This is a genomic window from Brakhagea slesvicensis, assembly GCF_052161625.1.
Taxonomy (GTDB): Bacteria; Planctomycetota; Planctomycetia; order Pirellulales; family Pirellulaceae; genus JBKCUI01.
On the sequence record NZ_CP197412.1, the window covers coordinates 5,494,061 to 5,513,320 of the forward strand.

Annotated in this window: 5 protein-coding genes; 2 read left to right on the forward strand and 3 right to left on the reverse strand. The window is 55.8% G+C overall.

The genetic code is table 11. The features are described from left to right. Positions 1-610: 610 nt before the first annotated feature. Positions 611-2,209, reverse strand: coding sequence for an exopolysaccharide biosynthesis polyprenyl glycosylphosphotransferase (locus SH467x_RS20855; RefSeq protein WP_482369022.1), 1,599 nt, complete (start codon positions 2,207-2,209; stop codon positions 611-613). Positions 2,210-2,495: 286 nt separating this feature from the next. Between SH467x_RS20855 and SH467x_RS20860 the strand changes: the two genes are divergently transcribed. Then, the gene (locus SH467x_RS20860) at positions 2,496-2,747 is read left to right on the forward strand and encodes a hypothetical protein (RefSeq protein WP_482369023.1); all 252 of its coding nucleotides are present in this window, start codon (positions 2,496-2,498) and stop codon (positions 2,745-2,747) included. 499 nt (positions 2,748-3,246) lie between these two features. Here the strand turns inward: SH467x_RS20860 and SH467x_RS20865 are convergent, their stop codons facing one another. Together SH467x_RS20865 and SH467x_RS20870 are read right to left on the reverse strand one after the other, a co-directional pair. Then, positions 3,247-5,550, reverse strand: coding sequence for a tetratricopeptide repeat protein (locus SH467x_RS20865; RefSeq protein ID WP_482369024.1), 2,304 nt, complete (start codon positions 5,548-5,550; stop codon positions 3,247-3,249). Next, positions 5,547-7,505 carry a tetratricopeptide repeat protein gene (locus tag SH467x_RS20870; RefSeq protein WP_482369025.1) on the reverse strand — a complete coding sequence of 653 codons (1,959 nt, stop codon included), beginning with the start codon at positions 7,503-7,505 and terminating at the stop codon, positions 5,547-5,549. Before SH467x_RS20870 ends, SH467x_RS20865 begins: the two co-directional genes overlap by 4 nt. A gap of 1,107 nt (positions 7,506-8,612) precedes the next feature. Here SH467x_RS20870 and SH467x_RS20875 point away from each other — a divergent pair. Further along, complete coding sequence (locus tag SH467x_RS20875; protein WP_482369026.1) at positions 8,613-19,145, forward strand: Calx-beta domain-containing protein; 10,533 nt, start codon at positions 8,613-8,615, stop codon at positions 19,143-19,145. The last annotated feature ends 115 nt before the right edge of the window (positions 19,146-19,260 follow it).

Genomic DNA, 19,260 nt, shown 5'->3' on the forward strand with positions numbered 1-19,260 from the left:
CGCATAAGCCTGCGCGGCATTAGTGACAACGAACCATGGACAAGGAGCGAATTCTGCTTACCCCGAGGGTGGGAATACCCGTATGAGACTGCACAAGGGATATGAGATACGGGCGCACTTCGTTCCTGTGGGTGACACTCGCGAGGGTGGCAACCGAAGGGAAAACCCAGGAAAACCGTTGTTGGTTCTTGGTGCTTGGTTCTTGGTTTTGGAACTTGGGGGCAAGTTTTTAGGGCTTGGGGCGGTGCAAGGGACGAGGTGGCCAAGGATGCCTAAGGTTCGCTGGGAGCTTTCGAGGTCGAGGCTTCCACTGGGGCGCTCAGCCTTCAAAGGGGCAAAACCCCTTACACACCCCTCAAAGGGGCCAAACCCCTCACCCCCCTGCCCCTCTCCCCGAAGCGGGGCGAGGGGAGCAAAAGCAAAAGCAAAAGCTAAGGATTCGGACTAGGGCTTTACCACCATGCTCCGTGCTCCCTGCTCCGTGCTCCCTGCTCCCTGCTCCCTGCTCCCTGCTCCCTGCTCCGTGCTCCCTGCTCCGTGCTCTTCGCTCCATGCTCCATGCTCTTCGCACCAGGAACCACGAACTAGGAACTACGAACCTTCCGTTCTACTACGCTCCCTCGCGCATGAGGACCGTTTTTATGGTCCGAAGGATCAAATACAGATCCAACCAGATGCACCAGTTCCGAATGTAGTACATATCCCAATAAATCCGTAACTCGTAGACTCCTGAATTCCGACACTTCACTTGCCACAATCCGGTCAATCCCGGCCTCACGGACTTGTACGCATTGAACTCGTCGGGATACTCCCTCACATAAGCGGCATCATAAGTCGGGGAATCGACTATGGGCCTTGGTCCCACCAAACTCATCTCTCCCCTCAACACATTCCACAACTGCGGGAGCTCGTCGATGCTGGTGGCCCGCAAAATCTTCCCAATCGATGTGACCCGCGGGTCATTGGCCAACTTGTGCGTCCGATCCCACTCCTCCCGAGCCGCGGGATGGGTGGCCAAGTACTGATCGAGGACTTTGTCGGCGTTGGGCTGCATGGTTCGGAACTTCCAAGCCCTAAACTCGCGACCTCCTAACCCAATCCGCTTCTGGGCATAAAAGATCGGGCCGCGGGAATTGAGCCGGATCATCAAACAAAGGGCGGCCAAAACAGGGGCCCCGACCACCAACGCGGCACTGGTCAGGACGATGTCGACAAATCGCTTGGCCAACAGCTTCATCGTCCCGGGATGCCCACCCCCGAATCGCAGTCCAGTGGTCGATCCGACGCAGAACATCTGATCCCAAATGCTCAAATCCAACGCGTTGGACGATAGCAAAATCCGGTTCGGAATGGCCGCGAGGGTATGGTCCAGCATCGGCGCGACCTCCCGGTTGGCACACGGGGAGACGATGACCCAGGTCACCCCCTCCTTCTCGGCCACTTCATTGATCCGCCGAATGTCATAGATCGGGACGGTCGGTGGGGGAGCGGACGGGGCATTCGCGGATTGCGATGCGGTCCAGTAATCGTCGGGGTCCAGCAAAAGCCCCACCGGCCGGAAGCCTTGCTCCACTTCACACTGCATCCGGCGATACAACTCGGCCCCTCGGCCCGGCTCGGCGACGATGAGTGTCGGGACGCCCCACCACGACAGCCGCTTGGCCACCGCCCGTGCGAAAAACCGGACGGTCATCATGAAGGGAAGGCAAACCGCCGCAAGCAAACTCCAGCCGATCAAGAATTCCAATCGGGCGCCGGGGAATGCAAACCAGCCGATCCCACCAAAGACGATCAAGGTCGCGAAGAGGGTCCGGGCCAGCTGCCGGAACTCCAGAATCGAGCCCAATCCCAAACCGGGGTAGAGACCCGCCAAATGGCCGATTGGGAGGACAGTTAGTGCGAGGAAGGCGTAGAATTCGGGCCGAACGAGCAGAGAATTGTAGGCTCCGAAGGCGATTCCGGCCAAAGCAAATGCGGCGAGTGAGCAGAGGGTTAAGGCCAGGAAATCCGCCAGTAGAATGGGAAGGGCGGTCGCGAAGGCTTGAAAATTTGACCGGTTCGCCAGCTGGGTGGCCAGGCGATTGGTGCGGGTATTGGTTCGGCAATATTGATGTAGCGTGTGGGCAGCGTGCCGGTCGACAGTGTCGAGTCGGACGTATCGGGTCGAAGGTGGGGCCGCATCCACGGAGTCTTCGACAAAGGTGGGCATGGACATCAAATCCTCGTAAACATCGCGAGCAATCTCATTGTCAGGATCGGAGCGCTTCGTCCGGATACGATCCAGGTTAGTCGCGTGGGGGAGAGGGGTCAAGAATTTACGGCGCGTTTAGCGTGCCGGGTCAAGGGAGCACACCAGGGGCCCCTCTTTTGGCGTCAAGCTGGTCGCCCCTCCCGGTCGTTTAGGGTGGCGAGAGTCGCCTTGGGCACCGGTGCACGCAGGAAAGAAAAGTCAAGAAAGTTTTAGGAGGGGCGAGGAAGAGAGTGGCGAGTGGCGAGTGGCGAGGGAACATGGGGCATGGGGCATGGGGCAGGGGGCAGGGGGCATGGAGCATGGAGCATGGAGCATGGAGCATGGGGCATGGAGCATGGGGCATGGGGCATGGGGCATGGAGCATGGAGCATGGGGCATGGAGCATGGAGCATGGGGCATGGAGCATGGGGCATGGAGCATGGAGCATGGGGCATGGAGCATGGAGCATGGAGCATGGCGGGTTTTTTGGCCAACGGCCATGGACAACATAGCCTAGGGCAACGCCCTAGGTTGGGCGTGCATAATTGGCTTGGTTGGCCAACGGCCATGCACAACATAGCCTAGGGCAACGCCCTAGGTATGCGCCCGCGGACGGTTTTTTGCCTGTAGGGCATCAACAACGATTCTTCGGCCGAAGGCCATGCGCGCTGAAGGTGCATCTGGTGCAATGCCCCCTAACACGCCACGGTTTTGTTTATGGCTTTCAGCCAATGAGATCCGTCGGGGGGCAAAACCTAGGGTGTTGCCCTAGGCTATGGTGTGCATGGCTTTCAGCCAAAAAACCCGGAACGCGAGGAATGTGCATTGGTTCGGTAATTTGTGCAATCGCCCCTGGCACGCAACGGTTTTGTTTATGGCCTTCAGCCAATCAGATCGTTGGGGGGCCTGGACCTAGGGCGTTGCCCTAGGCTATGGTGTGCATGGCCTTCAGCCAAAAAACCTCCATGCTCCATGCTCCATGCTCCATGCTCTCGCCCCTCGCCCCTCGCACCTCGCTACTCGCTACTCGCCACTCGCATCTTCTCTTCGAAGTCTTTTGCGAATTGCTCGCCGTTGCAGAGGGGGGAGCTCAGGACGCGATGGCGCAAGGTGCGACGGAGTTCTCGCAAGGCTTCTAGATTGCCTGCCCAAGCGCACGCTTTTTCGATGTACTCCTCCGATGAGGATGCAATGAACTCGGTGAGGCCGACGTTGGCTAGATGGCTTAGGGAATGCCTTCCGGCAAATGTGCGATGCGGCCAAGTGATCGTGGGGACTCCCATCCACATGGCTTCGATCGTGGTGAGCCCACCCGAATAAGGAAACGTGTCGAGCGCAATGTCGACGCGGTTGTAACGCTCCATCAACGACGCTGCCCCGGTGGTCTGATCGAACTCGATCCGCTCGCCACATCCAAACTCACTCAACGCTGACTCGATGCGCTGACGATTCAATCGATCGGGCATCCCCGTGTAACAAAGCAACAACCTCGCACTGGGGATCCTTCGCAATATCTCGCCCCAATGCATCAAAACCCGGCGATTGATCTTGGCCGGATTGCACATGGCTCCAAACGTTACAAACCCATTCCGCACCGCCGGCAACTCGCCAACCTCCGGCGCTTCGTCGGGCGGTGTGTAGGTGACATATCCATGTGGCATCCGCAGTATCTTCTCGGTGTATACCGATTCGAACCCAGGCGGAATATGAAACCGATCCGCTAACAGAAAATCCATCGTTCGCAATCCAGTCGTCCCGACATAGCCTGCCCAACTGATTTGAACGGGTGCGGCCCGCGATGCGAAAACACCAAGCCGGTTGTGGGCGGTGTGACCCGATAAATCGAACAAGATATCGATCTCATCGGATTGAATCCGATCGCGTAGGACTTCATCGCTCCACGCCGCTGTATCCAACCACCGATACGTCTCCGATTCGATCTTCGCCGCAAGCCAATCCCGTCCGATACGATCCGAGTAAACAAACGTCTGGAAGCTGCCGCGATCCAGGTGCTTGAACAGCAGATAGGTGAAGTAACCCACGGGGTGGGCGCCGAGATCGGCCGAGGTGAATCCAATGCGAAGCGGACGGTCGCGTTGAGGAAGACTTGTGTTGCGCGCAACGCTCGCAAAGGCGCAATGGTCCGGTGCAGCACCTTGTTCGGTTTCGGGAGCAACGCTTTGCCACCAGAGGTCATGTTCTTCCAAGAGCTTTTCAGGTGTGATGTCGGGGTGGTATTGCATGGCCATGAGGAGACCATCGTGGGCATCGCGGACTCTGCCTCGCAGCTCGATTGCCGATCGAAATCGCTCTATCGCGGTTTCGATGTCGCCGACGCTCAAGCAGCATCCGGCTTCGAGCAATAGCGTCTCGTGATTCTTCGGATCCAGCTCCCTGCCCTTTTGGATGGCATCGAGGGCGTCGGATAATCGCCCCAGTTTGCGAAGGGCATTGCTGTAGTTGCAAAAGGTCGTTGCGTAGGATGGATTCTCCGAAAGGGATCGTTCCAAAAAGGAAACGGCGGCCGTCGCATTGCCAAGGGTCGTTTGCAGAAGACCGATTGCATTGAGGACCAAATGGTGATTGGGCGACTGCTCGAATGCGCGATCGAGCCAGCGTTTTCCTTCTTCGATCTCGTGCCGCGCGATATGGGTCGATGCAAGGCGCGTCAGGGCATCGATGCTGGTGGGGCAGAGCTCCATCGCCTTGGTGTATTGCGCGATCGCTTCATCGATTCGGCCCAGTCGCTTCATTACGGCACCTTTTGAAAGGTGCAACTCCACGTTCGGACGGCATCGCTCGATCGCCAGATCGGCCCACGTGAGCGCCTCGTCCAGTCGTCGTTCTTCAGAGAGGAGACGAAGGAGGCTTAGGTAGGGAGAGACTGTCGTGGGAGAGGATTCAATGGCATTTCGAAAGGCCACTTCGGCTTCGTCATTGCGAGATTGCAAACGGTAGGCCTTGCCCAGATTGAACCAGGTATCGCTCGCATCGGGGGAGAATTGGAGGGCGCGGCGGTAGGTATCGATCGCTTCCTCGATGCGGCCTGCGTGGCGAAGGGCGACGCCGAGGTTGCCGAGAAAGACACTGCTGGCGGGGCTGCTTTGCAAGGCCCGTTGGATGGATACAATCGCGGCCGAATAGTTGCCGCCGGCCATCTCAATGAGTCCCAGGAGGTGCAGTGCATCGGGTTGCTCCGGCGATATCTGGAGCACTTGCTGATAGAGAGACTGCGCTGCAGCGAGTTTTCCGTCCTGTTGCAGCGCGACCCCTTTGGTCAAGAGAGCTGCAACATATTCCGAAGGGGAGAGAGAGTTCATGCCGCTGGGTTTCCACTTGGTCCATGGGATTCCAGGATTGCAACAAGTCGCTCCCGCATGCGAGCGAAGACCGACTCCCAATCCCAAAGTTTCGGCTGTCGGAACATCGTCATCGTCGGATACCACGGGTTCTCCTCGCGATCGTCGAACATCCAACGCCATTCCGCGGCAAAGGATTTCGCAAGCCAGATGGGGCGTCCCAGGGCACCGGTGAGGTGAGGGATCGCGGTGCAAGGTGAGATGACCAGATCCAGGTTTTGAATGATCGCAGCAGTGTCCATGAAAGCCCCGGCGTTGGCATCGAGGTTGTCGAAGCGAATCAATTCAAAGTCGATGTCCGCGAGTTGTTCCATCCCTTCCCGCTGTTGCAGGCAGATCAATCGGACGCCTGGTAGAGACGCAAGGGATCGAAACATCTTCAAGGGGACTCTGCGGACTTCATCGTTCGCGAAGTTCGGGTTCCCTTGCCACCCGATCCCGATCCGGAAACCGGGATAGGGATTCAGTTTCGATTTCCACTGCTCCGTGAGGGTGGGGGAAGGAGTCAGGTAAGGGACGCTTTTGGGGACCGAGTCCCAGGTCGTGCGAAGGGCGAATGGCAAACTCATCAGAGGGATATGGAGATCGTATTCGGGGAGTGGATCCCCGTCGGCGATCACGCTTGCGAGATAGGGGCAGGCGCTCAGGAGGGGAACAAGAGATCGATGCGAGAGAAAGTGGATCTTCCCACCCATCTCGTGAGCGATCTGGGCGTAGCGGATGAATTGGAGCGAGTCCCCGAGTCCTTGCTCGGCGTGGATCAAAAGATGGCGGCCGTGAAGGGGGGATCCATCCCATTCTGGTTGAGGGAAGGAGCGTGGTTTGTGTTTGCTGAGCTTCCTGATTTCGTAGAGAGGCCAGCCTTGTTCGAATTGCCCCGACTGCAGGTGGAGGAAGCCCTTCATCATGAGGGATTCCGTGTCCTTCGGTTTGATTTGCAGGGCTGTTTCGATGGCCTCCCAAGCGAGCGGCGTATGGCCCAGAACGTTTCGGCAGGCGGCGAGTTGGCAAGCGGCGATGGTACCGAATTCGCTCCAAGTCTCGTCGGAGATCGCAGCGTACGGGGGGAGAGTGGGATTGAGTTCCGATCGACGGTGGCCCAGTTGGAGGGTTTGTTCGAACGCGAGGCAAGACTCTTCGAATCGGTTTTGAGCCGCCAAGATGATCGCCAGGTTGCACCAGACCGAGAAGAAGTCAGGGAGAAGCGTGAGGGCTTCGCGGCAAGCGGCTTCGGCTGCCGGATATTGTTTGGTGTTCTTAAGAACGGTTGCGTAGTTGTTCAACATGCCCGCGTGTCTGGGATGCAGTTCGACAATTCGCTTCCAGACCTTTACTCCTTCCTCGCTTGGGACCTCTTCCTTGAGCAAGCTTTGACCGTAGCCGATGAGGGTAGCGCGGTGGTCGGGGGACTTGGCCAGCAAGGAGCGGTAGTGGGGGATCGCCGCATCGTTCTTGCCCGTTTTGGTCAAGGTAAGAGCGAGCGACAATCGGGAGTCGAACGAGGAAGGATCGACTTGGAGGGCCCGTTCTAGCAACGGGATCGCGTCTTCCAGTTTCCCTTGTTTGATTTGGTTGGAAGCAAGATTTTTTAGGCCGTCGAACGAGCGAGGGTCGGCAGCGAGAGCGAGACGGTAGTGGTGTTCGGCGGAGCTCAGGTTATCCAGTCGCGAGTATGCCGTCCCCAGGTTTACGAGGATGGGAGCGTGATTCGGATAGAGCGTTACTCCTTGTTGGAGTATCGCGATCGCTTCGGAGGCTCGGTTGGATTGGACGAGCAATGCACCGAGGAGGTAGATCGCATCGACGCAATCCGATTGTTGGTCAAGAATCTCGCGGTAGAGCGATTCGGCTTGTCCCATCGAGCCGTTTTGATGGTGGTTCAAAGCCGTTTGAATTTGTTCGGCGAGAGCATTCATAGGGACGCAGGCGTTGCAGGGTAAGAATCCATAGAGGGAACCAGCGAGCGAGTCTTATCGCAGAGATATCTGAGTGAGGCATCAAGCGGCGTCCTCTCGCTCGTTCGTTCGCAAAAATCCGGGTTCATTCTAACCCAAGACGTTCGCGAACCAAGCATGAAGCGGCATTCGTTCGCGGAACATCCAAACCGGCACGATGTGCGTTCCTCACACGTTCTACTCGATGTGGATTGACAGGGAATGGTTTGGTTTTAGGGAGGAGTTCATACGTTAACGATGAAGAAACCCGCGGCTAGCGCAAGGGCGGCTCACGTTGTATCGCAGCGTGAAGATGGAGAGCGATAAGGGATCGGTTCGATTCACGATTCGCGAATCAACGCAAGCGTGACAACCGCAAAACAGACCTTTTTTTGATTGGATGCCGGTCGCGTTCCGGCACGCTACCGGCACTCCATTTTTGCATTCTCGTGCGATCGATACGAATGGATTGGCACGTTGCATCCAATTTGCGAACTCGACAATCCCTGCAACACACGATGGCTTGCGCATCAACGAATTGCTTGGTCATATCACAGTTCTACCGGTGCATCTTCTTGTTCTGCGCTTTGGCAATGATGCGTTGTTTTCCGATCTCAAAACAAAGTTGTGTGAAAGCGAACAATCTATTTTGAAGATTTAGCGCGCTATTTTGCGACATCCGGAAGCTTGACCGACGAGCGCGCACGTTCCCATTACTTGACGGCATGTAATGCCCATCTAGATTACGAAGCTTGTGTCGGATGGAAGGATTGTTCCTTCCGTGTCAACTTTGCCGCCGCCCAAAACCAACCCCGCCTTCTTTGTGATTACATCGTTGAAAGTTGCCCAGCTTCCTTCGAGCCTGCTTAACTCAATTAGCCTGCTGAACTCAGTTAGCCCGCTGACCTCAGTTAGCCCACTGAACTCAATTGGTGTTAAGGGTCTTCGGATCGGCTTCGTCGCTGACTTTCGTATTCATCTTGTTGCTGCAACTGTTAGTTCGAGAGATTTATTATGATTCGTCGCTCCCACCGTGATTCCGCCAAATCTGCTGCACGTACTGCTCGGATTCGCGAGAAGGCCTTCCTGATGAGGAACCAAGTCCGCAAGTCTGCGGAGAGTTTTGTGATGCGATACCAGGCCAAGGTGGCTTGGTGGACGCGCACCTTCCGGACACCCTCTTTGGGTCTTCTGCATTGGGCCACCGGGCAAGCGAAGACTTTGTGGGCGGCCTTTTTGGCGATCTTGGGGTTGTCGCCCAAGGGGTGGGGTAAAGCGACATCGCGTCGTTCGCATGCGGTTCGGCAAAGCTACTTCCGAACGGCGTTGTGCGAGGGATTGGAAGAGCGAAAGCTGCTCGCGGTGGATATCTTCACCAATGACTCGAATCTGCAGGAAGGTGGCCCGGTTCAAAACGGCCAATTCTTCTTGACGCGAAGTGGAACCGTCGGAAACGAAGTGGTCACGTTGGCGTTCGACACGTCAGCCGGCTTTGCCAATACCGAGAACGCCGACTTTGTGGCGACCGCTGCGAGCGTGAAGATTTATGAGTTTGGCAAGCCATCCACGGTAAACGTCACCATCCCAGCTGGGTCCACCAGCCTCGTGATCGACATCGATGCGATCGACGACAACTTGTACGACGGCGGCAACGAGACGGTCAAGGTAGCGATCGTCACCTCTTCGAGTGAAGCAATTGGGTCGAAAGCCGATGCCCAGATTGGGATTATCGACAACGAGACCGCTCCGACGATTCGAATCGTAGCCTCGGACGCGACCGCCACCGAGAATGCTGGCGGGACCGATCCAGGCGAGTTCACCGTGGAGTATGTTGGGTCACCGAGCGACAAGGCTGCTGTGGTGAACATGAATTACACCCTTCCCGGGAACACGATAACAACCGCTTCCTTCGCCGATTACAATTCCGCTGTCAGTGCGACGATTCCTGCCGGTAGCCAAAGCACGGTGGTGGCGGTAACCATCAACGACGACAATTTGGTCGAGACCAACGAAACCGTCGAAGCGACGATCACGTTGTCATCGGCCAATCCATTGATCGTGGTGGGCGGCACCAACAACGCATCCATCACCATCGCTGACACCCCTGACACGGCGAAGGTATCCATCGGGGCATTTTCATCGGCGACAGTGAGCGAGTCAGGTGGAGTTTCCACGGCCAAGATTTTGCAAACCCAAGCTGCCAGTTCTCCGACGGTCGTCAAGTATTCGTTGATCGCCGGCACGACCGCCACCGAAGGAACCGACTTCACGTTTGGACTGGTTCCCGAAATCGAAGCAAACGATTTTGTGTTTGGTCCACAGCAGTTTGCATCGGGAGCACAAGGGCTGGCAGGCTTCTCGCTCAACAACGATCCGGACATTGCGAACTCGACCACCGTTCCCCACTTGACCGTCAACAGCACCACGGCAACTAATAACAGTACCGCCGACGTGTATGCGTTCTATACCTCTACAGGAGGCGCGTCGGTCTTTGATATCGATACCACCACGGGTGGTTTCAATTCCTTCCTGGAAGTCTTCGACAGCAACGGTACGCTGCTCGGCTCCAACGATAACTTCTATGAAGGTAGCGGTAGTGGTGGTGGTCCCAACACGACCGACTCCCAAGTCTCCGTCAATCTGCCCGGTGCAGGCATTTTTTATGTGCGCGTCACGGCAGGAACGGATCCCGCGAGTGCGAATAGCAGTGGAGCGAGTGCTGGAGCGACCACAGGAGCGACAGCGGCTCAAAGCTATCGACTCCACTTGTCGGTACCGGGAGCCCAGAACTACGGGGTGATCGGAGCTGGAAGCACGAATGTTCCCCTGATCATGAGCTCGATCGGCGATAGCTTGGTCGAACCCAATGAAGACATCAAAGTTCGGCTCGACGCGATTACCTTGTCGGACAGCAATATCAGCTTTCAAAGCGGGACAGCCACGGACGTTTCCCGGAATGCGGTGACTCAGATCCTCGATGATGATAATGCGACGGTAACGGTGACTTCCACCACGGCTCTTGAGCCCGGAACCAACGGTGTCTTCACCTTCACGCAAAGCTTGAAGAGTTCTTCGAACACGGTCGTGGAAGTGGTCGTCGACAACATCAACTCGACCACGAAAAGCTTGTTGAACGGCAAGGTTTCGGATCCTGCCGATCATAGCTTGGCACAGACGCTGACCGTCACTATCGCTGCCAACACAACTTCGACGACGTTGACCGTTCCGGTCATCGATTCGGCTTTGATCGAAGAAGATGAAACGCTGGTGGTCAAGCTGGCGACCAAGACCACCACTGACCCACAGATTACCCTGGCTGCTCCCTCCGCCTCGATGCTCTTCCAAGATGAGGATTTGGGTGTGGTGGACGTCGATGCCACGTTCTCGCCGGCCGTCGAAGGTGTTAGCAACGGCAAATTCACCTTCTTCTTGGCAGAACCACCTGGATATCCGATTGGCAAGCTGACCACGAGCGATCGCGACACCGTGATCGAGTACACGATCACCGGGTCGGCTACACAAGGAGTGGACTTTGCTCCGCTGACAGGTACCGCGACGATTCCCGCGTATTCGTCCTCGACCGATGTCATCATCGACGTCTTTGGCAAATTCAATGATCTAGAGCTTGAGGCCAACGAAACCGTCATCATTTCGATTACCAAGCTGCTCACACCGACCGACTCCAATATCTCGGTTGGCGTTGGTTCCCCCACGGATCAACTGGTGATTGTCGACAACGACAGCTTGACCGTCCAAGTATCAAAGACAACCGATACATTTGAAGGTGGCTCGAAGGGTGTATTCACCTTTGAAACCGTCGGGACAGGCATAACCGTCGTTCCTACGGTCGTCACGTACAAAGTGAATGCATTGAGCACTGCGGTGGAGGGAGTTGATTTTGGTTTCCTCACCGGGACTGTCACCATTCCAGCAGGGGCTTCACCTCAGTCTGCGACGGTGGAGATCGATGCAACGGGTGTTTTCGATGATGGGCTCTTTGAAGGAAACGAGACCGTTGTTATCGAGATCGTTTCTGTCAGCGGTGGCCCGGGTGTGACCGGGTCCGGAAGCGCGTCGGGGAACATCATCGACGACGAATCGGGCACCGTGACGATTACCAAGTTGGACGACGCTGCAGAAGGGAACACCAACGGGAAGTTCCAAATCACGTTGGGTGGCCAAAGCCCATTGCCCACTGTGGTCGAATACTCGGTTCTAACTGGGAACATCAACGATGCGACCCCAGGGGGTGATTACGTCGCGCTGGGGCCAACCGGGAAAGTAACCTTTGCACCGTTCCAAACCAGCACCACGTTGGTGGTCGATGTGATCGATGATGGGATCAGCGAAGGAACCGAAACCGTTCGCGTTCAAGTGACCAAGGTTCTCAGCGGTATCGGTTACACCCCAGCGGGTGGACCTGCGACCGTGAATATCTTCTCGGATCAAGAAGTCGAGTTGAGCGTCATCGATTCGGTAGCGACCGAAACACCGCTCAACAACGATTCCGCTTCGTTCGCCGTGAAGCTTTACAGCCCAAGTGCTGGGGTTTACACCTCGAGCGAAACTCCCACGGTTGTTACCTATCAAGTCTTGACCGGAAACCCCGATGATGCGACAGCTGGTTCGGACTATCCGGCCCTCACTGGCACGGTGACAATCGCTGCAAATCAAACCTCTGCCGTGATTACGGTCGACGCGACCAACGACAATTTGATCGAAGAGACGGAAAAGGTCCGCATCAAGCTGTTGAACGTATCGAGCGGTGCGGGTGACATCACGATTTCGAAGAGTTTGGATCAGGGATTTGTTTCGATCAGCGACGACGACGCTGGGTATGTCTCGGTGAAAGCGACCAAGTCGCCTGCACAGGACAATCCCGCTAGCGACGTCGACGGAGAGTTTACCTTCTTCCTGAGCCAGCCCAGCGCTACGAACACCGTCGTGAATTACTCGATCTCGGGTACTGCCACGTCGGGAGCAGGCAATGATTACGCGACCCTTGCAGGATCGGTAACCATTCCTGCCAACAGCACTTCGGCAACCGTGTTGGTCGACGTATTCAACGACAACATTGTTGAAGGAACCGAGACGGTGAAGGTCACCATGACTTCGATCGCTTCGGGTGATCCGCAGATCAAGCTTGGTTCGTTGGGTGGCCCATCGTTGAAATTCCAACAAGGGCTGGGAACTTACAATAGCAGTGAAGACACCTTCATTTCTCTCGCGTTCCCGACCGTGAATTTCGATGGCGGGGCGATTCAGGTCGATTCAGATTCCTTGCCTGTTCCATCGAGTGCTGCAGAGCACGGTTTGCTGAAGTTTGGAGGGATCATCGGCCCGACGGCTATTCCATCTGGGGCACCTATTCAGAACGCAGTTCTCTCGTTATCAACGTCGATCGGCGGGCCTGTAACGCTGCACGAACTGTTCGGTGGCTGGACCGAAGGATCTGCAACTTGGAATACCGTGTTCGGAGGAAATGGGATCCAGCCGGATGGCTTGGAATCCTCGGCAGCCGGTACTTTGGCGATCTTGCCGAACTTCTCAACCACTCCCATCAACGTCACGTCGAACGTGCAATCTTGGTCCAGTGGAAATCCAAACTTCGGTTGGGCCATCCTCCCGAACAGTCCTTTCATTGGAACGAAGATTGTTAGCTCGGAAGGTATCTTCGGAGCCAGACCCTACTTGACGGTGGATTTGGATCTCTCCGCGACCGTTGAAATCGTGGACACCGATACGGCCACAGTACAAGTCTTCGGGACGTCCGACGCAGTCGAGCCAGGGACGCAGGGCAAGTTCATGATTGTGATGACCAACCCATCTAGCTCGGCTGTAACGGTCTACTACGAGGATCTTCTTACGGGAACAGCGGTATCGGGAAGCGATTATGTTCCCGTTCCACCGGGATCGATTGTGATACCTGCGAACGCGACAAGCACCACGGTATTCATCACCCCCAACAATGACAGTTTGATCGAGTTCCCTGAGACGGTGAATCTCAAGATCACGAAGATCGTGACGGTAGATCCCGAGATCACTCTCGGTTCACCTGTGACGGGCACGGTAACGATCAACGACAATGACTTCGGACTCATCTCGTTCGGTGCGGTGGTCAATGGCGACGAAAACACGATGGGCAACACGAAGCTCTCACCGATCAACGGGACGGCGGTGATCAATTTGACCGTACCGAGCGACACCGATACGGTGTTGGCACTCTCGGTAACAGGAACTGCCACCTCGGGAAGCGATTACAACGCGCTGCCAACCTTGGTCACCATCCCTGCGAACTTCTTGTCCACCACGATCACCATCGAGGTAATCGATGATGGAATCAATGAAGCGGCCGGCGAGTCGGTCATCTTGAAATTGGACTCGATCGTCTCGGGGAACCCAAGCATCTTTGGAACGCCGACCAGCAAGACCGTCTTGATTTTGGACGACGAGCAAGTGTTGGAAGTCAACAATGTGGCGACCATCAAGAACGCCGTGGAAGGAACCACAAACGGCGAATTCCAATTCCAGTTGAATTTCCCAAGCGACAAACCGACGGTGATCACCTATCAGGTTATCAATCCGGCTGGAGGAGCGGGACTCGCATCGCTGGCCGTGGATGGGAAGGCACCTGACTACAACGGATCCTCGCTAACGGGTTCCGTAGGTCCAACCTATGTTACCGGTACGTTAACGATCCCTGCGAATACGACTTCGGTATCGCTCCCTGTTGTGCCGTTCCTCGATTACGTGACAGAAGGACCTGAGACGGTTCAACTGCAGATCACATCGGTTTCGAACGGCAATGGCGTGTTGAACGCGACACCGAATGCGTTCGTGACCATTAACGATCTCGAGTACAAGGTAGCGGTGACCAAGACCGACAGCCCAGGTGCTGAACCTGGCCCTCCAGGTGGCTCCAATGCCCAGTTCACGTTTACATTGACCAATCCGCTCCCTGAGCCGACGGTGGTCACGTACAGTGTCGTCGCGGGAGCAGGATTGTTTATTGCACCAGCTTTCGATATCGATACGGGCCTTGCTGACGTCGCAGCCCTCTCGGGTACGTTGACGATTCCCGCGAACACCACCAAGTTCACGTTGAGCGTGGATGTCATCGACGATTTGAAGCTAGAAGGGGACGAAACCCTGACGCTGGCGATCACCGGTGCCTCGACCGCCGGACCGAGTTACAAGTGGGGGCCGGCACCGGTTCCGACCATCGATGCGACACCAGCGACACAGGTCATCGTTGACAACGACGTAACGACCGTTTCGGTCAGCGGCGTCGATGGAACGGAGTCTGGTCAGCCTCTAGTATCGAGCGATGGTAAGTTTGTGATCTCGCAGGGAAATGTCTCCGCAACGGATACGGTTGTGAAGTACAAGATCCTGGCGAGCTCCGCAACAAGCGGCGTCGACTACACAACGATTTCCACAACGCTCGCGACGATACCAGCCGGCCAATTGTCGACTTGGGTGACCGTCGACGTTCTGCAGGACAACCTTGTCGAGCCGAGCGAAACGGTCAATATTCAGTTGCTGAGTTTGGAAGGCCCGACCGATCCAGGGGCGACGCTTGGAACCAAACTGGGTACGGTCAACATTGTGGACGACGATACCTCGACGGCGTTCTTGATCGCGACCAGTCCAGTTGGATTCGAGCCAGGGACGAACGACGGTGTGTTCACCGTCTTCTTGACCAACCCATCCTCGACCAACACGGTCGTGACCTTCTCGCTGGACCCCAGCGGGGATGCAACACCAGGTATTGGCGGCGATTATCAATTGCTCGATAAGCTAGCGGGTATCACGCTCGGAATTCCTCTTGGAAGCGTGACGGTCCCTGCCGGTCAAACTTCGACGACGATTATCGTCGATGTCTTGGACGACAATGTGATTGAGAACGATGAGACGGTGAAGATCAAACTCACTGCGACCAGCAACCTGAGCATCTCGGCCGATCCATCCCTCAAGACAGTTACCATTCAAGATTTGACCGGTTTCTCGGTCGATCAAGATATCGCGAAGGTCGTGGTGAGCAAGTTGGTGGATGGGGACGAGAACAAGGCTGGGGCACCGATCGATGGCAAGTTCTTGCTGACGTTGGTACCGACCAACCCGAACTACAACCCAGTCAATGGCAAGTTCTACTCCGACGAAAACACGGTTGTTGAGTACGTCATTCAAGGGACTACCACGGCCACCAATGGCAGTGACTTCAATCTGGCAGTGACAGGCACGGTAACGATTTCCGCCGGAGATACGACCGCCGTCTTGACCGTCCCAGTTCTCGAAGACAATCTGGCTGAGTTCACGGAGACAGTCGACATCAAGTTGACATCGATCAAGGGAGTGCACGTCGCGGCGATCACTGCCGATCCAGTTCCAGCGACCGTGAGCATCCTCGATGACGACGCAAGCGTCCTGACGATTTCGAGTCCGATAGTCGTTGAGACCGACAGTGGTACGGTGGCGATGAAGTTCCTGGTCACCAGCCCAACAGCTGTTGACGGTGGATTCAGTGTTTCCTTCTCGGTGACTGATGTAACGACTAACAAATCGGGTCCATCCGATTACAGCGTCTTGACCGGCAGCCCGCTTGCCTTTACTGGAATTGCGGGTGAAACGCAGTTCATCGTGATCGATGTCAACGGCGACACCTTGGTCGAAGCCAACGAAACCCTCAAAGTCACTTTGACTTCGGCTACCCCAGGATCGCCATTGGTGATTGCGGGTGCGGTCGGGACAGGGACCATCACGAACGACGACAAGGCAGTGTTCACCATTGCGGATGTGACCGTGATTGAGGGAACAGACGGAACATCACCATCCGGTGACGGTTCACCTGCCTTCGTCGAGATGGAGTTTGAGGTCAAGGTAAGCAATCCGATCGACGTTGCCACCGACATCGACATCAAATTCACCGACCTCACGGCGGTGGGTGGTGACTTTGATAGTTTCCTCAACATTGCCAAGCCGGTTCCGGTACCGCAAACGGTGGGTGGAGTCGATTACGACAACGACGCAGCCAACGGTGGCGTTGGAGCTTACAATTCGAAGGTGACCTTCGGAGCGAATTCGACGACCAGTCAGAAGTTCCGTGTGCGGGTCAATAACGATTCCATCGTGGAAGGTGGATTGCTCAATTCCTTTGGTGATGAGCGGTTCGAAGTCTCGATGGAGGATAAGACCGGTACCCGCAACACCGACGTCAACGACAAAGCGACCGGAATCATTACCGATGACGATTCGGCAACCGTAAGTTTGGTCACCAACGATGCGTTGGCATCCGAACCGTTCGACACCCTCAACGAAGGAAACGGACAGTTCACCGTGGTTCAGACTGCGGTATCCAGCTCACCGACCATCATTAGTTACACCGTTGGTGGATCGGCTTCGGCAGGTTCTGACTACAAGGCCTTGTCCGGCGTCGTCACGATTCCAGCGGGTGCGACATCAGCCTTCATCGATGTAACGGTGGTGGACAGTGCGGAGCTGGAAGACGACGAGACCGTTGTAGTTACCTTGACCAAGATCACGAGTGGCGACCCCGATGTTACCCTGACGGGAACGTTAGCCGGTACGGTCACCATTTACGATGACGATCAAGCACTCGTAACGATCAAGGCGAACGATCCGAATGCGTCCGAGGATCCACTCGATGACGGGCAGTTCACGGTGAGTTTGTCCGAGGTCAGCGATACCGCTACCGTCGTGACTTACTCGATCGCGGGCGGGGTGGGCCAAGCGACCAACGGAGCGGACTACAAAGCGTTGAGTGGAACGGTCACGATCCCAGCGGGTCAAACCGAGACCAAGATCGACGTCAGTGTTCTGCAAGACGTTGCTGTGGAATCGGCTGAGACCGTGACACTGACCTTGACCGGTTTGCTCTCCCCGAGCAATGCGGACATCAAGATCGGTGGAGCGAACAACGACACCGTCACGATTGCCGATGACGCCGACGGAATCTTGGTCAGCGTGTTCAACAATGGCAATGGGACAGAAGGTGTATCGAACGGATCGTTCATCATCAAGATTACCAAGGACGACGGAATCACCCCGGTTCCAGCACCACTATCGGGATTGACAGTGAATTACAGTTCGGCCGGAGGAACCGCGACCGCGGGACCATCTGGTGACTATGTTGCTCTTTCAGGTTCGATATTCATCCCACCTGGACAGACAACTGGTTTGATCGACGTTTCCGTCAACGATGACTTGTTGGTCGAAGCAACCGAGACTGTAAAGGTCGGGTTGGTTGGACTAGTTCATGGTGGATTCCCGGGTATGGAGCCTGCGTCGATCGGTATTGGCAATGCCGCGGTCGACATTATCGACAACGACAAAGCCGTGTTCACGATCGAAGATCTGGTCGTCAACGAGGGAGACGGATCGGCGACGATCAAGGTTTCGATCAGCAGCAAGCTGGAAGGAATTTCGGTCCCGGTCACGGTCGACTACACACCGCTGACCGCCGGGTCACCTTCGGACTTTGCACCGAGCGGATCGCAAACGTTGCTGTTTGGTCCAGGAAGCTTGGCACCTCAGTCCGTGACCTTCACGATTGTGGACGATCTGCTGGTGGAAGGGCTGGAAGGATTCGGTGTTTCGCTCAGCACGACCTATGTCAACGGACCTGGATTGCATGTAGTGGACACCACGGATGTAGCGGTCGTTGGTATCCTGGACAATGACTTCCAAGTCTTCAATGTTCAGGGCGTGAAAGCTGGCTCCTCTGCGTGGTCTGCAACGTTCAATGACTTTGTCGACAACACGGGAGCACCAGTTGGGCAACGAGGATTCTCGATTCCAGCCGGAGCTTCGCAAGCGACGACACTTCCATGGGCGAATATCAACAGGCTGTTCGTTAACTTCAGCCAAGATCCTGATCCCGCAACCTTGGTCCCAGCTAACTTCGTCCTCTTCGGATTGCAGGGTGCTGCCACGCCATCGGTTACTTCCGTAGCCTATGACACGTCGACCAATATTGCGACACTCACCTTGAGTGGAAACATTACGAACGATCGATTGCGATTGTTGGTTTCGGACAGCGTCACGTACCTTGGAACACCGCTGGATGGCGAGTGGGCCAACAATGCTGACTCGTTTGATTCGGGTAATGGAACGCCCGGTGGTGCATTCAACTTCACGTTCAATGTACTGCCAGGTGATGTGGATCGCCTATCGACGGTTAACATCGCAGACGCAAGCTTGGCATTCGGAGCGATCGGTGCATCGACAGATGGAACCAACGCCTTCCCTGCTCCTAACACCAGTCCGTACACGATGTTCAAGGATGTGGATGGAAGCGGAACGATCAATATCGCGGATGCCGCGATCACCTTCGGTCGACTTTCCGTTCCACTTAACTCTCTACCCGTTGGAGCGCCAGGAGGATTTAATTCTGGCAACGCAGGTGGCAGCGACTACGAAAAAGAAGCCGTGCTCCGCTCGCTACGAAGTCAAATAGGTGAATGGACCCCGTCGCCAATCGCAATGGATCCTTACGAAAGTGAAATTGCGGGTGTTGACGGAGCCATGGAGTCCTTCGACGAACTTGACTTGGTGCTGGACGAGGGAGCATTTTCAGGCGACACGCCTGAAGGATCTGTGTAAGGAAAAGAATACAGACTTTTAAGGCAAATTAATCTCCCCAACGCAATGCGTTGGGGAGTGTTTACCAAATTGATACGACAAATTTGTTGACCAAGCTTCCTTAATAATTAAGATG